The organism is Microbacterium sp. TWP3-1-2b2 (assembly GCF_049896145.1).
Lineage (GTDB): Bacteria > Actinomycetota > Actinomycetes > Actinomycetales > Microbacteriaceae > Microbacterium.
The window spans coordinates 2,432,707-2,451,794 of sequence record NZ_JAFCTS010000001.1 but is presented as its reverse complement, the minus strand read 5'-3'; the positions used below and the strand labels follow the sequence as shown (position 1 = coordinate 2,451,794).

Below are 19,088 nucleotides of genomic sequence, written 5' to 3'. Positions count from 1 at the left end.
CCGCCCGGTCGGGCGTCCTGCCTGATCGGGGCGAGAGGACCACGCGATGACGGATGCCGCACGCACGACTCATCGCGCCCGTTACCGCCGCATCATCTCATTCGCCGCCCGCGAGTTCATCAAGATCTGGTGGTTCGAGCTCGTCCTGCCCAGGTTCGGGTTCTCCGGCGTCTCAGAGCGCACCCGAGCACCGCGCATGCAGCAGTTCGCGCGGCGCTTCCACGCTCTCGCCGTCGAACTCGGCGGACTCATGATCAAGGTCGGCCAGTTCATGTCGTCGCGCCTCGACGTGCTGCCGCCCGAGATCACCCAGGAGCTCGCCGGGCTGCAGGATGAAGTGCCTGCGGTCCCGTTCCCCGACATCAAGGCGCTCGCCGAAGCCGAACTCGGAGTCTCGCTCGATCGCGCCTTCGCCTGGTTCGACGAGCGGCCTCTTGCCGCGGCATCCCTCGGTCAGGTGCATCGCGCACGCCTCTCCGACCTCGACGCGGCAGACACCGGGCTCCGGGATGTCGTCGTGAAGGTGCAGCGTCCTGGTATCGACGAGATCGTCGCGACCGACCTCACTGCGCTTCGGCGCGTGGCCGGCTGGCTGCGTCGGATCCGCCTCGTCTCGGATCGCGTCGACGCCCCTGCCCTGGTCGAGGAGTTCGCTGCGACCTGCCTGGAGGAGATCGACTACCTGCATGAGGCCGCGAACGCCGAGCGGTTCGCCGACAACTTCGCATCCGACCCGCGGGTGGGGACGCCGGAGATCGTCTGGGAGCGTGTCACGCGCCGAGTGCTGACCCTGTCGGACGTCACGGCGATCAAGATCAACGACACGGCAGCGCTGCGACGCGCCGGGATCGATCCGTCACAGGTGGCGGATGTCTTCGCAGAGGTCATGTTCGATCAGGTGTTCACGCACAGCTTCGTGCACGCCGACCCTCATCCCGGCAACATCTTCGTGACGCCGGTGGCGCGGGATGCGGATGCTGCGCGCGCTTCGACAGGCTCAGTGAGCGACCGGCTGACATGGCGACTGACGTTCGTCGACTTCGGGATGATGGCCGAGGTCCCTGACGGACTGCGCGACGGACTGCGCACGCTGCTCGTCGCCGTCGCTGGTCGTGACAGCAAGGGCCTTGTCGTGGCGGCGCAGGAGATCGGCGTGCTGCTGCCATCGGCCGACACGCTCGAGCTCGAGCGGGCCCTCGCCGCGCTCTTCGATCGCTTCGGCGGGATGGGCTTCGTCGAACTCAGCAAGGTCGACCCGAGCGAGTTCACGGGGTTCGCGAACGAGTTCGGCGACACCGTTCGGTCCCTGCCGCTGCAGCTGCCGGAGAACATGCTGCTTCTCATCCGCGCGGTCTCGCTGACCTCCGGCATGTGCAGCGGGCTCGATCCCGCCTTCAACGTGTGGGATGCCGCTGAGCCGTATGCCGCCCGCCTGATCCGTGACGAGAGCGGCAACGTCATCCAGGAGTTCGGCAAGCAGGCGATGTCCACCGCGGCAACGACCTGGCGTCTGCCCAAGCGCATCGATGATGTGATCACCCGCATCGACGACGGCACAGTGACGTTCGACACGTCGCGGCTGGAGCGCCGCCTCGACTCGCTGATGCGGATCGGGCGCCGCGCGGTGGCGGCGCTGCTGTTCGGCGGGCTGCTCATCGGGGGAGCGCTGCTGCTCGGCCCGACTCCGCCGCTCGGAATCGTGCTGATGGGGTCGTCGGCGATTCCGCTGCTGTACGCGCTGTTCGGCGGAGTCGGGCGGCGGTAGGGTCACCGCTCCAGCGTGATCCCGATCTCGAACGAGCGTCGCCATGGCAGCGTCAGTTCGGTGATGCGCGCACCATCGGCGGGGAGCATGGATTCGAGGAACGTCGTGAGCTCGGCGTGGAGCGCGCGTTCGGCCTCGGCCACGAGCCCCGCATCCGACATCGGGAACCGGTCGGGGAACAGCGACGGGCCGCTGTCGACGCGCACGACCGCCTGGTACGCGAAGTCGTCGAGCAGGCGGGTCAGGAGAGCGATCCGCGCCGCCTTCGCGTCATAGGTCCCGTTCGCACGGCCGACGACACCCGCCGCCGCGAGCGCCACGACGCTGCCGAGAGTGTTGCCGGCAGTGTTCCAGCCGCCGTAGGCATCCAGCTTCTCGAGCAGACCTGCCGCGGCGAGGGCGCGCCCGAGCGCCTCGTCCGACCCGTTCGGGTACCTCACGTCGGCGAGCGCCACGCGTTCGCCGGCATCCACGCGCGCACGGACGAGATCGACGGTGGCGCGCACGGCATCCTCATCGACCGCGTCCGGACGTCCGCGGAACATGTCGTGGCGGTCCGGATCCGGCGCATGCAGCACCAGCGTCACATCGGCGTCCTCGGTCACCTCGACCGCGCCTGCGGCGCGGATCTGACGACTAGCGGATGCGGACAGCGGCATGTTCTCGTACGGCGGGATGCGCGTCGGGCCTTCCGGATCCGCGCACACCACGGCGAAGGATGCTGTGACTTGAGCGTTCGTCGCCATCGCACGCGCGACCAGAACGGCGCCCACCTCATCTGCGCCCGGGTACATGAGCACCTGACGGCCTGTGGGCAGCATCCGCATCCAATGACGCAGCCACACCTGCTCGGCGCTGCCGGCAGCGAACGGTGCCGTGTCGTCCGCGGTGATCGCCAGGAAGTCGAGTGTGCGGTCCTCGACCAGTTCGAGCGTCTCGAGGTTGACGATGTGATTGCGCAGGCGGCGCGTGGAGTAGTCGGAGACGACATCGGCCGGCACGGGGGTCAGCTCGTCCAGCGGCAGCACTTCTGCCTCGCCGAGAAGCCGATGCGCATCGCCGCCGAGCGCGTGCAGCTGCATGCCGTGATCGTTCCAGTAGAGCGGTTCTTCCGTTGCCGAGTTGGAATTGCTCGCGCGGGTGACCAGCGAGACCGCCGAGATCGGCAGCTCGGGGCGCATGCGGTGGATCTCGCGCAGGGTGTCCAGACGCGCGAGGACGGTGCGGGTGGTGTCGGCGCTGGTGCGGCTCGCGATCAGGCCGCCGTACAGCAGCATGTCGATCGACACCAGAATGTGCACGGTCGCGGGATCGGCAGCCCTCTCCCGCAGCCAGGCGCCCAGAGCATCCGCATCGCCTGCCGTGCGGTATGACGGCAGGATGTCCGCCGGCGGCACGTCGAGCGTCATGCCGGCGACCCTGGCGACGTCGCCGGGCAGGAGGACATTCACCGGCCGATCATCCAGGGGGAGCAGCGCGATGCGCTGGCGTGCGGGAGGAGTCTGCTCTGACACGTTCGGGAGGCCTTTCACAGGGGGTCGGAAGTCAGGGGCGGGAGATCGAGAGCTGATACGAGTAGCGGTCGCCGCGGTACACGGACTCCGCGTACTCGATCGGCCGGCTGCGCGCGTCGTATGTCGTGCGCTTCACCAGAAAAGCGGGGGAGAACGGCGGTGTGTCCAGAGCCGCGGCCTGCACTTCGTCGAGGACGATCGCGTGGATCTCCTGATCGGCGCGCACGGCGACGAGTCCGAACCGGCTGCGGAGGTCGTCGTAGAGGGAATCGCCGATGATCCCGTCCTCGAGGCCGGGGACCGATCCCGCCGCGAACGAGGACTCCTCCAGGCAGATCGGGATGTCATCGCCGGTGCGCACTCGGCGCACGCGCACCACATCGTCTCGGGGGCTCAGGTTGAGTGCGTAACCCACCGTCTGGCCTGCTGCTTCGACCGCGACCTCGACCGATTTCGAGCCGGGGCGCATGTTCCGCGCGCGCATGTCCTCGGAGAACGACGTCAGCTCGAAGCTCTTGCTGATCCGCGTCTCGCTGACGAAGGTGCCCGCGCCCTGCATCCGGTACACGGCGCCCTCGCGCTCGAGGTCGTCGAGCGCGCGTCGCACGGTCTGCCGATTCACCTCGAGTGTCTCGGCGAGGTCGCGCTCGGTCGGCAGCTTCTCATGGGGTGAAAGCCCCTGAGTGATCATCTGCTCGACGTGCATCCGCACACGCTCGTGCTTCGAGGCAGCTTCGGCTGAAGTCATTGCACGCCCTCCCTTTGGACTAACCCAATCTTGACGACAACCAGGGTTGTGTGTCAATCTCTGTGATCAACACCTGCAATTGGACTACACCAATCGCGGGATCCTCATAGATGAGTGGAGTTCTTCGATGCAGTTGCAGCAGCACAAGACACGGCGGGTTCTCGTTGCAGGAGCCCTGACGGCCGCGACCGTCGCCGCGCTCGCCGGATGCGCGGGAGGCGGGGCAGGCGCCGACGGCAAGACCGAGATCACGTTCTCGTACCTGTGGGGCGGAGCGGAAGCGGAGGCGTTGGAGGAGATCATCGCCGACTTCAACGAGAGCCAGGACGAGATCGTCGTCAAGGGCGTCTCCAGCCCTGACCAGCAGAAGCAGCTCACCTCGATGTCGTCATCGAGTGGCTCGTTCGACATCTCGGACAACTTCGGCAACAACGTCGGCGCGTGGGCGTCGAAGGGCGTTCTCGCTCCGCTGGACGAGGCGATCGCGGCGGAGGGAATCGACGTCGACGACTTCATCCCCAGCGCGATGGACCAGATGAGCTACGACGGCACGACGTACGCGCTGCCGATCGCGATCCACAGCTTCCAGCTGCTCTACAACAAGACGCTGCTCGACGAGGCGGGCATCACGCCGCCCACCACGATGGACGAGCTCGCCGCAGCGGCGCAGAAGCTCACCGTCGTCGACTCGGGCAAGATCTCGCAGCTCGGGCTCGGATCGGCCAACGACAGCACCACGCTCACAACACTGGGCTTCGCGTTCGGCGGATCGTGGGACGGCGAGGACGGCCCGACTCCCGCCGATGCCGGCAACCTCGAGGCGCTCGAGTGGTACCAGGAGAACATCGTCGAGCCCGTCGGCGCTGAAGCACTCTCGACGTTCGTCTCGGGGCAGGGCGAGTACCTGTCGGCACAGGATCCGTTCTTCAGCGGCAAGGTCGCGATGATCATCGACGGCGAATGGCGCGCAGCCAGTGCGGGAAAGGTCGCACCTGAGCTCGACTGGGGAGTCACCGCGATCCCGGCTGCCTCGCCCGATCTGGAGAACAGCACGCAGGTGACGGCCAGCACCCTGTTCATCCCGGCGAACTCGAAGCACAAGGAGGAGGCGGCGAAGTTCCTGGCCTACCTCGTGAGCGAGGAGCCGATGGAGAAGTTCAGCCTCGCGCTCGGCAACCTGCCCGGTCGTATATCCCTCACCGGCAGCGATGCCTATGCCGACCTGGAGAACTTCGGCGTCTGGGCTGAGGCGGCCACGTCGCCGAATGCGCAGTCGCTCGCGAGCGCTCCGTACAGTGCCGAGTACGCGGCTGACCTGAAGACGGCATTCGACGAGGTCGTCAGGTTGACGTCGACGCCGGAGGATGCCATCGCCACGGTCGAATCACGCATGGCGAACTACTCCCAGAAGTGACGTTCGCACCATGACAGCCACCACAGTCTCGAGCCGGATCCGGCAGGGCACGCGCCCTGCCGGATCCGGCGGCGGTCGCCGGCCTCGCCGGCGGCGGTCGACCCTCATCGGTCTCGCGTTCGCCGCACCGTTCATCGTCGGATTCCTGTTCCTGTTCGCCTACCCGATCGCAGCATCCGCGTTCTACAGCTTCACCGACTTCAACCTCTTCCAGTCCCCGGAGTGGGTCGGTCTCGCCAACTATGTGCAGATGTTCAACGACGGCGTGTTCTGGAAGTCGCTCGCGAACACGGCGATCCTCACCGTCTTCGGCGTGCCGCTGTCGATCGGCATCGCGCTCGCCGGCGCGCATCTGTTGAACACGCCGGTGCGCGGGCAGCCGCTCTATCGCGCACTGATCTATCTGCCCTCGATCGTCCCGGTCGTGGTCGGCGGATACCTGTGGCGGTGGATGCTGAATGCGGAGTACGGGTTCGTCAACTTCTTCCTCTCGTGGTTCGGGATCGAAGGGCCGGCGTGGCTGCAGAATCCCGATTTCACCAAGCCGTCGATCATCTTCCTGTCGCTGTGGACTGTCGGTGGGACGATGATCATTTACCTCGCTGCGCTGCAGGAGGTGCCGAAGGAACTGTACGAGGCGGCCGAACTCGACGGCGCGGGGATCTGGCGTCGCTTCACGAACGTCACGTGGCCGACGGTCTCTCCTGTGACGCTCTTCCAGGTCATCGTGAGCATCATCGGCTTCCTGCAGATCTTCGCTCAGCCGTACATCATGGCGCAGGAGCGACTCAATCAGGCGAGCTCCGGACCGGGTCAGTCGATGCTCTCGTATGCGATGTACCTGTACCAGAACGCGTTCGTCTTCCTGAAGATGGGATACGCCTCGGCCATGGCCTGGACGCTGTTCCTCGTGACGCTGGCCGTGAGCCTCATCGTGCTCGCGACGTCGAAGAAGTGGGTGCATGATGGCAGCAATTGACACGACCTCACGCAGACCACGGCGGCGGCATCTCACGCGGCGGATCAGACAGCAGATCTCGGTCGCGCTGCTCGCGCTGGTGTTCCTGTTCCCGCTGCTGGTGATGCTGTCCACGGCGTTCAAGACGCCGACGGACATCTTCTCCTCGCCGCCGACGCTGCTTCCGGCGGAGTGGACCCTCGACAACTTCGCCGAGGCGTTCGATCAGATCCCGATCTGGCGATACCTGGGCAACACCCTGTTCGTCTCAGGGATGAGCATCCTCGGCACGGTCATCTCGTGCCCGCTGGTCGCCTACGCGCTGGCCAAGGTGCGCTGGCGCGGATCGCGGCCGCTGCTCATCCTCGTCCTCGCGACGATGATGCTGCCGCCGCAGGTGACGCTGATCCCGCTGTTCCTCGTCTGGAACGGACTCGGTGCGACGAACTCGTACCTGCCGCTGATCGTTCCGGCGTTCCTCGGCACGCCGTTCTTCATCTTCATGATCAGGCAGTTCCTTCTTGCGGTGCCGGATGAACTGATCGAGGCTGCCCGTCTGGACGGGGCATCCGAGTTCCGCACCTACGCGACCATCGTGCTGCCGCTGGCTCGTCCGGCGATCATCACGGCGGCGATCTTCCAGTTCGTCTGGGCGTGGACCGACTTCCTCAACCCCCTCATCTACCTGAACGACGAGTCCACTTATACGCTGTCGCTGGGGCTGTACGCGTTCTTCGGTGAGAACGATGTCGCGTGGGGACCGCTGATGGCGGCGTGCGTGCTGTTCACCCTCCCGGCGGTCGCCATCTTCCTCATCGGGCAGAAGTTCTTCATCGGCGGCGCGACCGCAGGAGCATTGAAATGACACATCCCCTTCCCCCTGCTCTCGCGGCGCTCGCAGGCGGCCTGGTCGTCTCCGTGCAGGCGGATGACGGGACACCTGTGCGCAACGTGGAGGTCATCGCCGCGCTCGCCGAGTCCGCGCTGATCGGCGGAGCGCACGGGCTGCGTCTGAACGGCCCGGACGATGTTCGGCGCCTCCGGGCGGTCACGGACCTGCCGATCATCGGTCTGCACAAGGTGCACAACGGCGTCCGCAACATCATCACGCCCGAGATCGGTCTCGCGGTCGGTCTGGCCGAGGCCGGCGCCGACATCATCGCCGTCGATGCGACGGTCGAGCAGCTCGGCGCGCGGTTCGACGTGCTGCAGGAGATCGCGGATGCGACCCAGCGACCCGTCATGGCTGACGTGTCGACCTTCGAGGAGGGGGTCCTGGCGTGGGAGAACGGTGCATCGGTCGTCGGCACGACCCTCTCCGGTTACACCCCGGAGTCGCGGAGTGCAGCGCGCACGGGCGCGACACAGGACCCGGATCTGCGACTGGTCGCTGAACTCGTCGCGGCAGGCATCCCGACTATGGCGGAGGGTCGCTATCGGACGCCGGCACAGGTCGCCGCCGCGTTCGACGCCGGCGCGCTCGCAGCCGTCGTCGGCGGCGCGATCACCGATCCGATAGCGATCACGAGGCGTTTCGTCGACCTCACAGCCGGAGCGCGTGCATGATCATCGGCGTCGACATCGGGGGTACGAAGATCGCCGTCGCAGGGTTCGTGGCCGATGATTCCGCCCGCCTGAGGATGTCGACCGACGTGCGCACTGCGGCCACCCCCTCCGCGGCCGGTGGCGTTGCGGTCGTGCGGGTCGTCTCCGAGCTGATCGCCGGTCTGTCGGATGCGTCGCAGATCACCGCGATCGGCGTCGGGACGGCCGGCGTCGTCGGCAGCGATGGCACCATCAGCTCGGCGACGGATGCGATCGCCGGTTGGGTGGGCTTCCGGCTTCGCGCGGCGCTGGCGGATGCCGTGACCGGCAGCAGTGGCGTTGAGATCCGCGTCGCGGTCGTGAACGACGTGCACGCCGCTGCTGTTGCAGAGGCGCGGGTCGGCGCAGCGGCCGGGCGCGACGGCATCCTCATGGTCGCCGTCGGCACGGGCATCGGCGGTGCCGTGGTGTTCGCCGACGGACTGCGCCGAGGGGCCACGGGCACCGCCGGATCGCTCGGGCATGTGGAGGTCGCCATGCCGGATTCGCTGGCGGCGCGACGTTGCCCGTGCGGTGGCCATGCGCATGTCGAAGCCGTCGCCTCGGGTCCGGCGATGGAGCAGACCTACCTCGAGAGGACCGGTGTGCGTGCGAGCCTGCGTGAGATCGACGCGCTCGCACAGAGTGGGGATGCCGTTGCTGCCCTGGTGATCGAGGAGGGCGCACGATTCCTCGGTCGAGCGCTCGCGTCAGCCAATGCGTTGCTGGACGTCGACACGATCGTGATCGGCGGGGGCGTCGCCGAGATCGGTGCGCGGTACCTGGCCGCTGTCGAGGCGAGCTACCGTGCGGCGGCGATGCCAGGACCATCTCGCGCCCGCATCGTGCCGGCGGGACTCGCGGTGAACGCCACGCTGACCGGCGCGGCGATCCTCGCGCGACAACAAATGTCAGAATCGCGATGAAATCGGACTAAGTCCGATGTAAAGCGCGAAGCCCACTCCCTCACCGAACCGCCTCACGAAGGGGCTGATTCGATCATACGGATGGGGTCGGACATCTCGCCTCAGGGAGCTCTGAATCCCCATGGCGCGCATCTCGGCGACCCAGCGCTCCCCGATCGGCCAAGCAGGACAGCTCTAGCGTCGAAGTTCGTAACCCTGTTCGTTAAGGAGGTTGATTGCGATCTCGAGCAGCGTCCCAATGAACTCGATGAGGTCTGCGATCAACTCCTCGTCTGGTTCGTACAGAGTCCTGCCCATCTGAGGTGTAGATGGGCGCGTCTCGATCGCGTGGCGCAGAGTGGTGATGAACTGCCCGTGCGCGTGGGCCGAAGTTATCGCCCAATAGTTGAAGGTCCGCAACGTGGGGCCTGGAACGCGACTCGCAATCTTCCTTGTGATCGAGGAGGGATCGATCAATGGCGCACTGAGAACGTCCTCTGGATCGGACCCGAGGTTGGTCGCGGTGGTCCTAAGGAAACGCCCCAGCGCGGCTATTCCTTGTTCCGTTCTGTCATCTGGTGTTTGAGCTTTGCGCAGAGCGTTCGTCAGCTTCAGCCCGTGCCTGTACTCGATGCGGGCGATCTCGAGCGCCCTGCGGACTCGAGGAATCGGTGCCGTCCAGGATCCAGATGAGCTCCGCGAGCCCCTCCAAGACAGGACGGAACAAGGTGTAGTCAGCCTGCATATGAAGGAGCAACACGTTCTCCTCGGGGCTAGCGGCAAGCTCCGCCCAGGCGGATACGTGGTCCGCAGCGGTGAGGACGAGCCCGGAGACTATGGCATGAGGGATGACGATGTTTCCTGCGAGGGCTTGATCTTCCTCCGCCATTGACCCCTTTCGAACCGTGGGCACTCCACTCTTGATCGCCGCCGCGAAGTCCCGGAATCCTTCGACAGCACCGCCGAGAGTCTGCAATGTGGAACGCTTTGGCATAGCACTGAGAGTACGGGTGGATCGAGCGTCATCTGATAATCCGAGAATCGCGGACTGCCGTCCTGGGGCGGTTCTATTTCTTAACGCGGTAGCCGAGCCTTTTCACGGCTTTCGCGAGGTACACGTTCGCACTGGATGAGTCCAGTCGGGTGTGCACCAACGGCAGCGGCGGGAACGAGCCCTCGGCGGACGAGAACAGCGTCACCATCGGGCCGAAGTCGATCGATGACACATGGTAGAGCCCGTCGATGCTCGACCCAAGCTGGTCATGGATCGCATTCGCCCAGTTCCGCGTGTATCGCTTAGGCCCCATCTGGATCGAAGAGGTCGTCCCGTTGATCACGGGCCAGTTGCTGGTGAGATCCAGTAACCGAAGCTCACGCGTCGGCCGCCAAGCCGCGAGGGTGTTTCCACGAACGCGCCGATTGATTAGTCGGCCCTTCTGAAACACCTCGCCGAGAGCTGTTGTAGATCCGGCAGCTGCGTACATCACGCCATAATCGGCATGGTGCTGCTGCGGCTCGGGATGCGGGTCAAAGCGCATGGTTCTGATCGGCCCGAAGTGCCGTAGCTCATCCCACGCCTGTGGGTGAGCACCTCTCGTAGCGAAGACCCGCCAGAGGATCCCATCGAATGATCTCAGGTGCTCACTCGCGTCGAGTGTGAGCGGCGCCGGGGGTGTTGCGGGGACTTTCGCGTTCGACGGGCTCACGTGATGTCGGCGTCTTCGAGGATGTCCACTACGGGTGCAGGATCCTTCGCGGCAGCCAGCCACTCGATCGGCGTCATCCATTCCTGGGGGTCGACAGACTCATCGCTCGACCGCAAGTCGTCTTGAGGTGTTGTCATGAAGCCTTCGACGTCGGCCGGATCCCAGTCGGACGGGATCGCTCGGACGAGCAGCGGGAGGTGGGGGATCGTCGAGACCCTATCGCCGGAAATGAACTGCCATCGAGGGTAGAGGCGGATCCTTCCTGCCCGGAAGCCGTACAAGGTGTTCTTGCTCTGGCGGTGACGCACACTGGAGGCATCGATGCCGAGGAGCGCTGCGACCTCGGATGCGGTGTAGGTGTTGGTTAGGGCGCGCACGTGAGTCTCGCGCTCGAGCTTGGCGATCCCACCGCTGGTGACGAATGCGGCTGCCTCGGCGAGCTCCTCCGGAGTGAAATCGCCGGACTCGATCAGGAAGTTGGCTTCCTGCTCTGTGAGGCCCAGCTCGGTCGATTGACGGTCGGTCATGGCATCGGCGAGCTCGTCGATGAGTGCGTTGAACACGGATACGTCGACGTTTGACGTCTTCGCCACCTGCGCAAGGCGCTCGACACCGGCTTGTACGTCGGTCTTTGCGGGGGCTTTGGTCGCCACGACGAGCTTCGGGTTCCCGTTGAGGAATCGACCTGTCACTGTGCCGCGGTTCACAGTCGCCTCGCGAGCGGAGGCGGCACGAGTGCGACTTTTCTTCACGGCCATCTTGCCTCCTCGTGTCGTCATCTGGTTAGCGCGTACACGCAATATCTTACGCGCGCTTTTGCGTGTATGCACCCCCGCGAGGTGACGAGGTGAGAGCGGTCAAGAGCTCCCTGGCCCGGGAGCAGCGGCGTTGAAGGAGACCTGTCGTCCGCGCGTTCGAGGCGGCACCCCAACTCTTCGCCACCTTCCTCCCCGGCGCAACGCTTTCAACGCTCAGTAATCAGTGCGGATGTCGTTGGCTTACGCTTGAATGCTTGCGTGGGAAAGAGCAAGAAAACTCGGAGAAGCAAGCGGTCTCGATCTCAACCGCGGGCGGTGAGCGCCGCGCGACGGGAGCCCGACGCACTCGAACTGGCCTTTTCAGCGTACGATCCGGACGAGCTCTGGACGCTGATTTTCGCCGCCGCCACGTCCCCCGGCAACAGGCATCGGTCGGTGACATTGGGGAGCAGCTTCGCGGCTGCGCTACGAGCCTCCGCCGCTCCGGCGCCAGACGAATACCAGCCGCTGCCTTCGATCCAAGCACTGTCCGATCTAGCGGCTACCACCTATGGGATCGGCCCGGCGCGTGAAGATTTCATCCCCACCGACCCGACTCGAACTGTCTTCCTCGCGGTCGGCTCTGAGCCGCTGCGCGCGGTGCCTGGCCTCACCGAACGGCCGGTCGCCGACCTCACGCGTGCGCTCAGAATGGCGGAAGCGGTAGACGGTCGGCTTCACAGACGATTTCAATTCGGCATCGCAAACGTGGTGAACGTGGCGATGAAGTACGGCGACTTCTGCGCCCGCCACCTTGCAGACGCATGGGTACCAGCCCCGGACCTCGCGCTCAACGACGAGGTCTCCCTGCCGGACGCGGAGTACGAAGCGACGCGGGCCCTCCTCAACCTGAACCCGCTCGACCACATCGAACTCGGTGAAGCTGATGAAAGGGCGTTGGAATGGATGACGAACTCCGCAAGTCGGGCCACGTTCGACGCGGAGAGTCTCTCCAGCCCGTTCGGGAGGTACCTTCGCTTCGCTGACTCGGCGGGTGCACATCGATGGGTGCCGCCACTTTTCATCCCAGAGATCATGGCCCATGCCGTACGAGAACTGGTGTCTGCGCTCGACCGGGACGGGCAAGCACGACGAGCCCTCCGGAGTTCTTGCCTGAACCAGATTCGCCAGTCCCTATGGCGCTTTTCCAACAGCTTGATCGAAGCTCCTCCCAACAGCGAAGGCCTCGATTCCCCGCTTCGCGGGATTGACGTTCAGTGGTTGGTGCCGGTGAACCCGTCCACTTTCATCGCCGTCTCAGTCATCTACGTCCCCGACCTGGGGGCCGCGCCGGCGCCATACATCGGCTCAGTGGAGCTGGCGAAACAGGTGAGGTCGCAATCAGACCCTGTGCCGGTGCGGATGGCGGGCGGGCGACGAGGAACCGTCAGGCCGGGCGCGGAGGTCATCCCGTTGACGGTGTTCGCTGCGCCCGGTCACATCGCTGTGCCGCAGGCGGTCGGCGAAGCAAAACTCGCGCTCGAAGACCTGACCTGGATCGCGGAAACGGCTACGTCCGACGATGATCTCTACGCATTCACGCGGGACCTGAGCGCTCCCGATTTCCCTGAGAGTTTCGGATGGGAAGCGATCAACTACTGGGAGCCATGGAAAGCCAATGGCAAGTCTTTTTTCAAGGGTGGCGTGGTACCCAATGCCGTCTACTTTGAAGCGCACGCGGGCGAGGCCGAGTGGGATCGAGCGGTAGAGCTATCGGATCTCGAAGTGGCGCTCCTCAGGGTTGGGCTTCCCCCGATTCGAGACCTCCGAGCGGCAGAAGTCGCCCCGGGGCCCGTCGCAAACGTCGCGATGATCGCAGGTGACCCCATGTACGACGCCACCCGCGGTGTCAACATCGCGCCGAGTGTTGACGGGTGGTCTCTCGCTCTCACCGAACCTCCCGTTGCCGTGGCACGGGCGAGCCTGGAGGAAGCATCTGCCGACCACCGACGGTTCTTCTTCGACTTCTGCGGCGGGCTAATCTACGGCTTCGCTGCGCTTGGTGATCGATGGCGTTTCGCGCACCAGGAGATCGATGTGCCCGGATACGTCCTCTACCTCCACGCATCGGAAACGGTCTCGGGTGAACCGCCCGGTGTGGTCACGCCGTATCTCGACCCGCACGCGCGTGCCGTCGACGAACCAGTCAACTTCTTGTGGCGCATCGATGTCGAGGGATTCGCAGACTCGGCGAATGGAGATCCGCACGCGGCGAATCTCCTAACAGCGGATGCAGTGTTCGATCTGCTCCGCGCGGGCGGCATGGATATCGACACCGGAGCGGCGCTCCGCGACCAGTGGCGCACAGCGAGACCCTTTCTCATCTTGGAGATGAAGCAGGCCCGGACCACTCTCAATCACCTGCCTGATCCGTGGCGTCTACGACCCTCTGATGAGAGCCGCATGGTTGCGGCTTTGGGACGACGACTCCACGACGCCGGCGTTCAACCGGGAGAGTACCGAGCGGACGACGCGAATCGACTCATCCGCGAGCATCTTGCGCCCCTTGCTCTCGAGACCCTGACTGAAGGAATCAAGAGACACGACGTGAGCGAGGTGGTGCTCACGGGGATGGAGCAGCTGGCGAGGGTGATGGACAGTGCCATTCATCAGCAAGACGATCTATCCCGAGTCGCAGCGAATCTCGCGACCGAATGGGATCCGCTCACCCGCACGGCCGAGCTCTCGGCGGAGACACTTCAGCTTCGTCAGTGTAACGAGATCGTGGTGGAGGCTGCCTTGCGCATCCTGGGCAATCCGGCGGCGGTGAAGCCGATCACTCCTCAGGAGTGGAGCGGTCTTCTTGCCGCCGCAGATGCGTACCTCACCGCGACCACGCTGAGTGAGCGGATGTATCACCAAGTCGCGCCCGCAGTCATCAACCTCAGCCCGATGTACGAGCTGGCAGTTGACGACGATCCGCATCCCGACGCATCGGCGTGGGGCCTGCGAAACGACGAACTGACCCGTGCAGCTGCGAGCGTCCGATTGCACGGCACTCAAGACGACGACTCGCTGCAACAGGCGAACGAAGAAGACGACGTCGAAGATGCGTTCCAGCCGGCATGGGGAGCGACGTCGCAGGACATGCTCGCCGCACTCGCCACCCTCGCAAAGTGGGAAACGTTCGAGCCAAGCAGGACGACCGCGCACGTCACCGTGGCCGAGGCAACAGCATGGGTCTGTGACGCGCTGGGCCCGGACGCGGATGAGTCGCAGAGAACGCGTGTTGACGCCGCTATTCGGATGCTCACCAGCACGGCCGTCCAGATGCAAGCCGTGGAGTGGAAACCCTGGCAAACGCGCACACGGCGTCACCGGCTCCTCGTGCAACCGCTGGTGCAAGACTCGGACGGACGACTCATTATCAGCCCGCAGTACTTACTGACGTCCTTCCAGGTCTACTACCGCCACCTCCTCCAAGGAGTTCTTCCCTGGGCGGGAGACGTTCCCCAGCCTGTCAGCAACGCGCTTGCGGATCGCCGTGCGCGCCGCAATATTCGGTTCGAAAGATTCCTTCAAGACCGGCTAGAGGAACTCGGCTACACCACGGTCGCCCGCGTGAAACCCAACGACCACGCGCGACTCGGCGTGCCGATTCTCACGACCGAAGTTGACCTCGTGTGCGGACGCCCTGGCGATAGCACCATCTGGTTAATCGAGGCGAAGGATCCTGCGTCGGTGCACGGATTCGCTGAGACGGCACGCCAACTGCGCACCTTCTTCCGGGACCAGGTAGGAGACCGCGGGGCCAAGCCCTGCTACGCCACGCAGCTAGCCCGCAAGGAGAGCGAACTAGCGCCCCACGTCGCGAGCATTGCGACGCGCCTCGGACTCGGGGACCCGCCTGAAGGCGAGCAGTTTCGCCTGAGCACGCTCTTCGTAACCCGAAATCTCACTCCGGCAAACTACGTCGACGAGCGGTATCGGGTTGAGACGGCGACGGAGTTTCTCGCAGCTCGAGGCCAAACGCCGTAGGTGACATGCGAGAGCGGCGGCGCGCACGAATTCACGTCCCCAGCAGGAGCTCTATCGCCACTTCTGAGCCTCGATGATCCGAGCCAGGGTCTCCGCGTCGCCGCCGCGCCTGAACCATTCCACAGGGCTCTGGTGCCCGTCGGTGACCATGATCGACTGGGGCGTCGCCATGAGAGCCGATACCGACACCCATCCTTTGTCTTTCACAATGTCGATGATCTCGGTCAGGTGCGGCAGGATTTTTCCTGGCGACGAGAGACTGAACTGCCACGACGGAAACCGTCTGGAGTGGGCAACATCGACGGCGTACAACTCGCCACGATCGGCGGCGGCGAAGAGCGAGTCCTCGTCCATACTCAAGAAGGCAGCGGCTGCGGACGCGGACATGGTTTGAAGCACGCCCGTCAGAAGGGTGCTCGCTTCGCTCGCCAGAAGACCGCCGCGAGCAACCCGAGTCGATGTCTTCTCGAACGACTCGGGCGTGAAGGCCTTGGACCGGGTGAGATAGCTGATCTCCTGCGGCGTCAGCTCTTCCTGGTCCGCGATCGGTCGCTCTGCGAGCAGCTGGTCAGTCAGCGCTCGAACGATGAAGTCCCCGTCGGCGTTCAACCGAGCGACGGCGTCAGTGAACGCGGCGATCACATCGGTGGATGGCTGTGCTTGCCAAGGGCGGGGCCGTGGCTGGCCATCGGTTTCATCCATGTGCGACAGCGTAGATGAGCCTTCACCGGAAGGGGAGGGTTCCCTGGGCATTGACGTCGAGGATCCGATCGGTTCAATGGCAGGCGGGCGGAGCTCAGGCCTCGCCCTACTCGGCTCAAATGTGCGCGCTGGTGATCGGATTGGGATCGTTTCTCGTCGCCGGGAGAACCCCGTACGGTCGAACGCGTTCGCTCGCCGGTTCAGCCGGATAGGCAGCAGCACTGGTACAGAATGTCTCTAATGCGCCTCATAGGCGTCGACGTTGACCCGGAGGGACTCTGTGGGCCACTACAACCTCAATCGAATGGGCTGGCAGCAGTTCGAGCACATGCTCCAAGCGCTTGCAAAGGCTGAGCTGGGCAATGGTGTCCGGCCGTTTGGGTCAGGTCGCGACGCGCAGCGCGACGCCACGTTCGACGGCCGCGTCGACTTCCCGGTCGGGGCGGGCGCGAAGTGGGATGGCTACGGCGTCATTCAAATGAAGTACAACGAGAAGCCTGTATCGACGACGGCTGACTGGCGTTGGTTCCTTGACGAGGTCCGCTCCGAGCTGCGTGGTTGGCTCGTAAAGAGGAGGGTCGGCGAGAAGACGCCGGAGTACCTGCTGTTCTCCACCAACGTTGTGCTGACCGGGACCAAAGACACGGGCGGCCGCGACCAGTTCGACCAGCTTCTTGCAGCCAACGCGGAAGATTTGGGGCTGCGTGGGTGGTACGTGTGGGACTACGACGAGATTCGCGTCATGCTCGACACCCACACGTCCATTCGACAGCGATACCTGGAGCAGATCGTCACCGGCGACTTTCTTGCGCAAGTCGCCGAACTGCTCCCGGAAAAGACAGCTCTCGAGGTGGACCGGCTTGCTGGGCATGCAGTCGCCGAGCTCATCAACAGGCAATGGGTTCGAACGGGCGACGCGGGGTACAACGACGCGTCGAAGGTGAGGCTCGCGGACATCGCTATCGATTTGCCGTTCACTGCGGAGGCGCGCGCGGGCGAGGAGGGCCACCTGCGGTTGATGACCGCGGCCGAGACGGTGCAAATCGGAGACCTCCACTTGTCGACCGTCTCAGGGCGGGGGCCTCGCGGGGTGGTCATCGTTGGAGGCCCAGGTCAGGGCAAGAGCACGATCGCCCAAGTGATCGCCCACACGTATCGTGTCGCCTTCCTCGCTGACACAAACGTCGCGGAGTACGGCGAGAGGGCGCAGCTCGCCTTCGATGGCCTCGACGCACGGCTCAGAAAGGCGGGAATCCCGAACCCGCAGAAACGTCGGTGGCCGTTCGTGATCGAGCTGGCAAAGGCGGGGGCCGCAATCGCATCCTCCCCGTCGACGTTTTCATTGCTCACCTACATTGCAGATTCCATCCTGATTCGGGGGAAGAAGTCGGACCCAGGGGCGTTGCTGGACTGGTTGCGCACCTGGCCGTCATGCCTCGTGCTCGACGGCCTTGACGAGGTGCCTGACGCGAAGATCCGCAGCCGGCTCATCGAGGCCGTCACAGCGCTAGTGAGCGAGCTCAGCTCTGAGAAGGCGGACGTGCTCTTCGTCGCCACAACACGCCCACAGGGATACCGGCGGGAGTTCGACGATGCGTTTCCCTGCACGCAGATCATCCTGTCTGAACTCACCGAGACAGAAGCGATTAGCTACTCGGAAGCACTCACCGCGTTGCGGGCGGTCGACGATCCGGACCTCGCCGAGCAGGTTGCACAAAGGCTCATCACGGCCGTCCATGAACGAGTGACGCAACGACTGATGACCACACCGTTGCAGGTGACGATCATGACTGCTCTCGCTGAAGAAGCAGTCGACCTTCCGACGGATCGATTCGAGCTGTTCGACCGGTACTATCGCGTCGTCTACGACCGTGAACTGGCGAAAAGTGAAGCCTTCACGGAACTGAAGTCGCTGCGCCCACACATCGACCATCTTCACGAACAGGCCGGGCTCAAGCTGCAAGCAAGAACTGAGCGACCAGGTAACTCGGACGCTATCCTCACGAAAGCCGAGATCTCCCGTATCCTATGCCGCCGGCTGAGCGCGGCTGGGTTCGAAGAGAGTGAATCGGAGTCGATCGCGACGACTCTCCTCAAACTGTCGACGGAGCGACTGGTCATGCTCGTCTCCCCGAAGACATCGAAGTATGAGTTCGAGGTGCGATCGCTGCAGGAATACATGGCGGCTCGCGCGATCACCGATGGTGACGAACAGGTCGTCTTGCAGAACCTGCGCGAACTCGTTCCATCAAGTCACTGGCGCAACACGTGGCTGCTCGCGGCGGGCCGCCTGCTGAAGCGTCGAGAGCACCTCATCGATGACCTCATCAACATCGTCGTTCAATACGACACTCAAGCCGCCGAGTCGCCGATCACAGCCCTCGGCGCGAGCCTCGCCGGCGACCTCTACCTCGACAACTTCGGGATCGAGTTCCCGGCGACACGACGCAAACTCCTCAGCGCCGCTGTGAACCAATTCGCAGATCTCGCTGATGGCATGCCGGCCGGCGTTGCGAACCTTCTGGCGACTGCGTTGGAGCAAGGCGAGCGAGAGCAGGCCATCGTGCTTGAAGCCCTGCACGAGCTCAGCCGCGAGAACCCTGCAAACCTCGCCACCCGCGCATTGAGCGACAATAGTGCCGGTATGTCAGATCTCGCCAAGCAGGCACGAACGACCTTGACCGAGGGGCGGAAATACATCAGACCCGAACCCGGACCGATCCACGCTGATGCGGCGATCCTCGCACGCGCTCTCGCCCGGGCATCCAACCCGACGGCGGAGGTCCTCCTCCTTGTCGAGCAACTGCAGACGCCTGGTGCTGTCTGGCGGGGACGTTCGCTCGGAGTCTCGGTCGACATGCTGATTGCTCTTGAGCGGGATGCCGCTCGTCCCGCCCTTGCAGCTGCTGCGAAGAGCTTGTCGCAGAGCAGTCCGGCAAGCGCAGCCCTCAGTATCGAGCTACTTCGGTTGCACGCCGCGTCGAAGCTTCGCGGCGACATGTTCGCGAAGTAGTCGC

Annotated in this window: 13 protein-coding genes; 8 read left to right on the top strand and 5 right to left on the bottom strand. The window is 64.6% G+C overall.

Going from position 1 to position 19,088, the window contains the following annotated elements:
* Window positions 1–46: 46 nt before the first annotated feature.
* Window positions 47–1,765, top strand: coding sequence for an ABC1 kinase family protein (locus tag ACP7AR_RS12055; RefSeq protein ID WP_426185977.1), 1,719 nt, complete (start codon window positions 47–49; stop codon window positions 1,763–1,765).
* A gap of 2 nt (window positions 1,766–1,767) precedes the next feature.
* Here ACP7AR_RS12055 and ACP7AR_RS12050 read toward each other — a convergent pair whose 3' ends face one another.
* Entirely contained in the window at window positions 1,768–3,279 is a 1,512-nt protein-coding gene (locus ACP7AR_RS12050; protein WP_426185975.1) for a DUF4127 family protein, read from the bottom strand.
* Between the two features lie 31 nt (window positions 3,280–3,310).
* Entirely contained in the window at window positions 3,311–4,027 is a 717-nt protein-coding gene (locus ACP7AR_RS12045) for a GntR family transcriptional regulator (protein ID WP_426185973.1), read from the bottom strand.
* 127 nt (window positions 4,028–4,154) lie between these two features.
* On the opposite strand from ACP7AR_RS12045, the gene ACP7AR_RS12040 reads away from it, so the two are divergent.
* From ACP7AR_RS12040 to ACP7AR_RS12020, 5 genes are read left to right on the top strand one after another with little or no spacing between them, the layout of a single operon-like run.
* Window positions 4,155–5,441, top strand: coding sequence for an ABC transporter substrate-binding protein (locus tag ACP7AR_RS12040; protein WP_426185971.1), 1,287 nt, complete (start codon window positions 4,155–4,157; stop codon window positions 5,439–5,441).
* 10 nt (window positions 5,442–5,451) lie between these two features.
* Entirely contained in the window at window positions 5,452–6,420 is a 969-nt protein-coding gene (locus tag ACP7AR_RS12035) for a carbohydrate ABC transporter permease (protein ID WP_426185969.1), read from the top strand.
* Window positions 6,404–7,264: a carbohydrate ABC transporter permease gene (locus tag ACP7AR_RS12030; RefSeq protein ID WP_426185967.1), complete on the top strand. Its 861-nt coding sequence runs from the start codon at window positions 6,404–6,406 to the stop codon at window positions 7,262–7,264. Before ACP7AR_RS12035 ends, ACP7AR_RS12030 begins: the two co-directional genes overlap by 17 nt.
* Window positions 7,261–7,965 (top strand): N-acetylmannosamine-6-phosphate 2-epimerase, encoded by a 705-nt coding sequence (locus ACP7AR_RS12025; protein ID WP_426185965.1) that lies wholly within the window; start codon window positions 7,261–7,263, stop codon window positions 7,963–7,965. The genes ACP7AR_RS12030 and ACP7AR_RS12025 overlap by 4 nt, the downstream gene beginning before the upstream one ends.
* Complete coding sequence (locus ACP7AR_RS12020; protein WP_426185963.1) at window positions 7,962–8,909, top strand: ROK family protein; 948 nt, start codon at window positions 7,962–7,964, stop codon at window positions 8,907–8,909. The genes ACP7AR_RS12025 and ACP7AR_RS12020 overlap by 4 nt, the downstream gene beginning before the upstream one ends.
* A 1,046-nt stretch (window positions 8,910–9,955) precedes the next feature.
* On the opposite strand, the gene ACP7AR_RS12015 is transcribed toward ACP7AR_RS12020, so the two are convergent.
* Together ACP7AR_RS12015 and ACP7AR_RS12010 are read right to left on the bottom strand one after the other, a co-directional pair.
* Window positions 9,956–10,675 carry an RES domain-containing protein gene (locus ACP7AR_RS12015; RefSeq protein WP_302794278.1) on the bottom strand — a complete coding sequence of 240 codons (720 nt, stop codon included), beginning with the start codon at window positions 10,673–10,675 and terminating at the stop codon, window positions 9,956–9,958.
* Window positions 10,591–11,352 carry a hypothetical protein gene (locus ACP7AR_RS12010; RefSeq protein ID WP_017201976.1) on the bottom strand — a complete coding sequence of 254 codons (762 nt, stop codon included), beginning with the start codon at window positions 11,350–11,352 and terminating at the stop codon, window positions 10,591–10,593. Before ACP7AR_RS12010 ends, ACP7AR_RS12015 begins: the two co-directional genes overlap by 85 nt.
* A gap of 258 nt (window positions 11,353–11,610) precedes the next feature.
* Between ACP7AR_RS12010 and ACP7AR_RS12005 the strand changes: the two genes are divergently transcribed.
* Window positions 11,611–15,369 carry a hypothetical protein gene (locus ACP7AR_RS12005; RefSeq protein ID WP_151460109.1) on the top strand — a complete coding sequence of 1,253 codons (3,759 nt, stop codon included), beginning with the start codon at window positions 11,611–11,613 and terminating at the stop codon, window positions 15,367–15,369.
* A gap of 51 nt (window positions 15,370–15,420) precedes the next feature.
* Here the strand turns inward: ACP7AR_RS12005 and ACP7AR_RS12000 are convergent, their stop codons facing one another.
* On the bottom strand, window positions 15,421–16,071 hold the full coding sequence (locus ACP7AR_RS12000) for a hypothetical protein (RefSeq protein WP_151460108.1): 651 nt from the start codon (window positions 16,069–16,071) through the stop codon (window positions 15,421–15,423).
* Between the two features lie 304 nt (window positions 16,072–16,375).
* On the opposite strand from ACP7AR_RS12000, the gene ACP7AR_RS11995 reads away from it, so the two are divergent.
* Window positions 16,376–19,084, top strand: coding sequence for an NACHT domain-containing protein (locus ACP7AR_RS11995; RefSeq protein WP_020372869.1), 2,709 nt, complete (start codon window positions 16,376–16,378; stop codon window positions 19,082–19,084).
* The last annotated feature ends 4 nt before the right edge of the window (window positions 19,085–19,088 follow it).